Annotated in this window: 6 protein-coding genes; 5 read left to right on the plus strand and 1 reads right to left on the minus strand. The window is 61.4% G+C overall.

Annotation, left to right across the window (positions count from 1 at the left end; genetic code table 11):
• Positions 1–685 (plus strand): DNA gyrase C-terminal beta-propeller domain-containing protein (locus tag EN991_RS28500; RefSeq protein ID WP_281058816.1); only part of this gene is annotated, 685 nt, incomplete at its 5' end.
• A gap of 69 nt (positions 686–754) precedes the next feature.
• Here the strand turns inward: EN991_RS28500 and EN991_RS28505 are convergent.
• Positions 755–907, minus strand: a complete 153-nt coding sequence (locus EN991_RS28505) for a hypothetical protein (RefSeq protein ID WP_081714296.1) — start codon at positions 905–907, stop codon at positions 755–757.
• 322 nt (positions 908–1229) lie between these two features.
• Here EN991_RS28505 and coaD point away from each other — a divergent pair, with 322 nt between their 5' ends.
• From coaD to EN991_RS28525, 4 genes are all read left to right on the plus strand, one after another.
• Positions 1230–1730, plus strand: coding sequence for a pantetheine-phosphate adenylyltransferase (gene coaD, locus EN991_RS28510; protein ID WP_013531827.1), 501 nt, complete (start codon positions 1230–1232; stop codon positions 1728–1730).
• A 109-nt stretch (positions 1731–1839) separates the two neighbouring features.
• Positions 1840–2334, plus strand: a complete 495-nt coding sequence (locus EN991_RS28515; protein ID WP_224619653.1) for a peptidylprolyl isomerase — start codon at positions 1840–1842, stop codon at positions 2332–2334.
• A 40-nt stretch (positions 2335–2374) separates the two neighbouring features.
• A complete protein-coding gene (locus EN991_RS28520) occupies positions 2375–2887 on the plus strand; it encodes a peptidylprolyl isomerase (protein ID WP_013531825.1) in 513 nt (170 codons plus the stop codon).
• A gap of 12 nt (positions 2888–2899) precedes the next feature.
• Positions 2900–3349, plus strand: coding sequence for a DMT family transporter (locus tag EN991_RS28525; RefSeq protein WP_013531824.1), 450 nt, complete (start codon positions 2900–2902; stop codon positions 3347–3349).
• Positions 3350–3390: the final 41 nt, after the last annotated feature.

The raw sequence follows: 3390 nt of genomic DNA on the forward strand, positions 1-3390 counted from the left end.
GTGCATACGCTTCTCCGTCGGCGACGTGCGCGTCTTCCAGAGCCGCAATTCGGTCGGTGTGCGCGGCATAACCATGGCCGAGACCGACCGCATCATCTCGATGTCGGTGATAGAGCATGTCGATGCTTCGCCGGCGGAACGCGCCGCTTACCTGAAGCGCGCGGCGGCGGAGCGGCGGCTTGCCACGGAAACGGCCGGAGAAGAGGAAGAGATCGCGCTGACCAATGAGGAGATCGGAGAGGAGACAGAGCTTTCCGACAGCCGATACGAAGAACTCAAGGCGCACGAACAGTACGTGCTGACGGTGACCGAATTCGGCTACGGCAAGCGTTCGTCGTCCTATGATTTCCGGCTGACCGGACGCGGCGGCAAGGGCATCCGCGCCACCGACGTGTCGAAGGCGGCCGAGATTGGCAGGCTGGTGGCGACCTTCCCGGTCGGCAATGACGACCAGATCATGCTGGTGTCGGACGGCGGCACCGTCATCCGGGTGCCGGTCAACGGCATTCGTTTCGCCAGCCGCGCCACCAAGGGTGTGACCATCTTCAACACGGCTGAAGGCGAAAAGGTGGTTTCGGTCGAGCGGATCTCTGAACCGCAAGCGGACGAAGAAAGCGAAGAAACCGTCGAGGGCGGTGCCGATGCCGCTGCGGCGTCTGACGCCGGTCCGGAGGGTGCGGACTAAGTCCGGCACCCAGGTTTTGACATGGCAACGCCGGCCAGCTGGCCGGCGCGGCAGCAAGTCCAGGCTTTATCAGTAGTGGCGATATGGCTTACGCGGGCCGAAGCCTTCGAAGCGCTTGGTGTTTGCCTTGACGCGGATGCGTTGTGCCTCCTGATGCAGCCCAAATACGGTGGCGATCAGCATGGCGACGGTCATTGCGGTGGCGAGCATGTAGATCAGCATGTGCGTGTTCTCCTGCGCCTAACAACGGATAGATGGGATTTTGGTTTCATCTAATTAAGGTGCAACCTAGTGAACGCTGCGTGAAGGCTTCGTGATCAGCGTGTTCATCTGTCGTTCATGTGCCGGAAAAGGTTCACGGCCGGCGCGCCGATCGGATTTGCCTTTGCGAGAGAGGCTCGCTAGAGCCTGTTCCATCTTGGTGGACGGAAGATGGAACAGGCTCTAGCTTTCATTTGAGCATGATCTCTAGGACAAACGAAAAACCGTTTGTCCGCAAAAACCGGTTTCCACTTTTTGGGATCATGCATTAGAAGCACCTGCCATGACCGAACGCATCGCCCTCTATGCCGGCTCCTTCGACCCGCTGACCAACGGCCATCTCGATGTGCTGAAGGCTTCGCTGGCCGTGGCCGACATCGTCTATGCGGCGATCGGCATCCATCCGGGCAAGCAGCCGCTGTTTTCCTTCGAGGAGCGGGTGAAGCTGATCGAGACCGCGGCGAAGGCGGAATTCGGCAGCGATGGTGCCCGTATCAAGGTCGTCGCTTTCGACGGGCTGGTCATCGACGCCGCCAGGAAGCACGGCGCCTCGATCATGATCCGCGGCCTGCGCGACGGCACCGACCTCGACTATGAGATGCAGATGGCCGGCATGAACGAGACTATGGCACCTGAGTTGCAGACGGTTTTTCTGCCCGCCAGCCCGTCCGTGCGCACCATTACCGCCACACTTGTCCGCCAGATTGCCTCTATGGGAGGCAACATCCGCCCCTTCGTCCCGGCGGCGGTTGCCGGTGCGCTCACCGCCAAATTCGCGAAATAAGATTCCGGAGATAGATATGCAGCTGAAAAAGCTCGCCTCGTTCCTCGTTGTGCTTGCCGGCCTTGTGACCGCATCGGTCTCGGCCTTCGCCGCCGACCCGGAAAACACCATGGTCATCACGCTGAAGGACGGCGACGTCACCATTGCGCTTCGGCCCGATCTGGCGCCAAAGCATGTCGAGCAGATCAAGAAGCTGGTGCGCCAAGGCGCCTATGACAACGTCGCCTTCCACCGCGTCATAGACGGCTTCATGGCGCAGACCGGCGACGTCAAGTTCGGCAATATGAAAAAAGGTTTCAGCGCCGAGGCCGTCGGCACTGGCGGTTCCGACCTGCCCGACCTGCCGGCCGAATTCTCGCAGACCGAACATTACAAGCGCGGCGTGGTCGGCATGGCCCGCTCGCAGGACCCCAATTCGGCCAATTCGCAGTTCTTCATCATGTTCGCTCCGGCACCGCCGCTCGACGGCCAGTACACCATCGTCGGCAATGTCGTCAGCGGCATGGAACTGGTGGATCACATCAAGAAGGGCGACCAGGCGGATAACGGCACGGTCTCCGACCCCGACCGGATGATCAAGGTGCGCATCGCCGCAGACAAGTAAAATTGCCAAATAACTCTGTTTTCTCAAAAGGATATCTGACATGGCCGAAATCAAGGACCGCGAGAACGCGCTCATCATGGAAACGACCAAGGGCACGGTCGTCATCGAACTTTTCCCCGACCTGGCGCCGGGCCACGTCTCCCGCATCAAGGAACTGGCTAGGGAAGGCGCCTATGACGGCGTGGTCTTCCACCGCGTCATCGAAGGCTTCATGGCCCAGACCGGCGACGTCAAGTTCGGCAATTCGAGCAAGCCTTCCTTCGCGCCGTCCCGCGCGGGCATGGGCGGCTCTGAGAAGCCGGACCTGAAGGCCGAATTTTCCAACGCCAACCATGGCCGCGGCACCTGCTCGATGGCCCGTTCGCAGAACCCGAACTCGGCCAATTCGCAGTTCTTCATCTGCTTCGACGATGCCGCCTTCCTCAACCGCCAGTACACGGTCTGGGGCCAGGTCATCGAAGGCATGGACAATGTCGACAAGATCAAGCGCGGCGAGCCGGTGCAGGATCCCGACAAGATCGTGTCGCTGAAGGTCGCGGCCGACGTCAAGTAAGGGCAAACGACAATGATGGGCGTCGTCTGGTCGCTTCTCGGCATCCTGTCCGGCGCCTTCATTGCCATTCAGGCGCCGATCAATTCGCAGCTGGCGCGCGGCCTGGGTCTCCCGGTCGCGGCGGCTGCGTTTTCGTTCCTGTCGGGCGCGATCGTGCTCGGCATCATCTCCGTTACGGTGGTGAAGCTGCAAGGCATCTCGCTCGACTGGAAAGCGCCGGCGCCCTGGCTGTTCGTGGCCGGCGGCATGCTCGGCGGTTTCTATGTCACGCTGTCGACGATCCTGACGCCACGCATAGGTGCTGCCGCGCTGATGGCGTTTCTGGTCGCCGGCCAGTTGCTGGCCGGCATGCTCATCGACCGCGTCGGCTTCCTCGGCGTCGCGGTGCGTGAAATCTCGCTGGGACGCGTTGCCGGCGCGGTGCTGCTCTTAGCCGGAGCGCTGCTCGTCCGGCTCTACTGATGCGCGTCGATCTCTTTGACTTCGACTTGCCGGAGGAGCGC

Origin of the sequence: Mesorhizobium sp. M7A.F.Ca.US.005.03.2.1, from assembly GCF_003997795.1 — a bacterium.
In the GTDB taxonomy this organism is placed as follows: Bacteria; Pseudomonadota; Alphaproteobacteria; order Rhizobiales; family Rhizobiaceae; genus Mesorhizobium; species Mesorhizobium ciceri.

What these genes read in the sequence shown, in the direction of transcription:
- EN991_RS28505 (WP_081714296.1), bottom strand. Translation starts at nt 907, where the DNA reads ATGCTGATCTACATGCTCGCCACCGCAATGACCGTCGCCATGCTGATC.
- coaD (WP_013531827.1), top strand. Translation starts at nt 1,230, where the DNA reads ATGACCGAACGCATCGCCCTCTATGCCGGCTCCTTCGACCCGCTGACC.
- EN991_RS28515 (WP_224619653.1), top strand. Translation starts at nt 1,840, where the DNA reads ATGGTCATCACGCTGAAGGACGGCGACGTCACCATTGCGCTTCGGCCC.
- EN991_RS28520 (WP_013531825.1), top strand. Translation starts at nt 2,375, where the DNA reads ATGGCCGAAATCAAGGACCGCGAGAACGCGCTCATCATGGAAACGACC.
- EN991_RS28525 (WP_013531824.1), top strand. Translation starts at nt 2,900, where the DNA reads ATGATGGGCGTCGTCTGGTCGCTTCTCGGCATCCTGTCCGGCGCCTTC.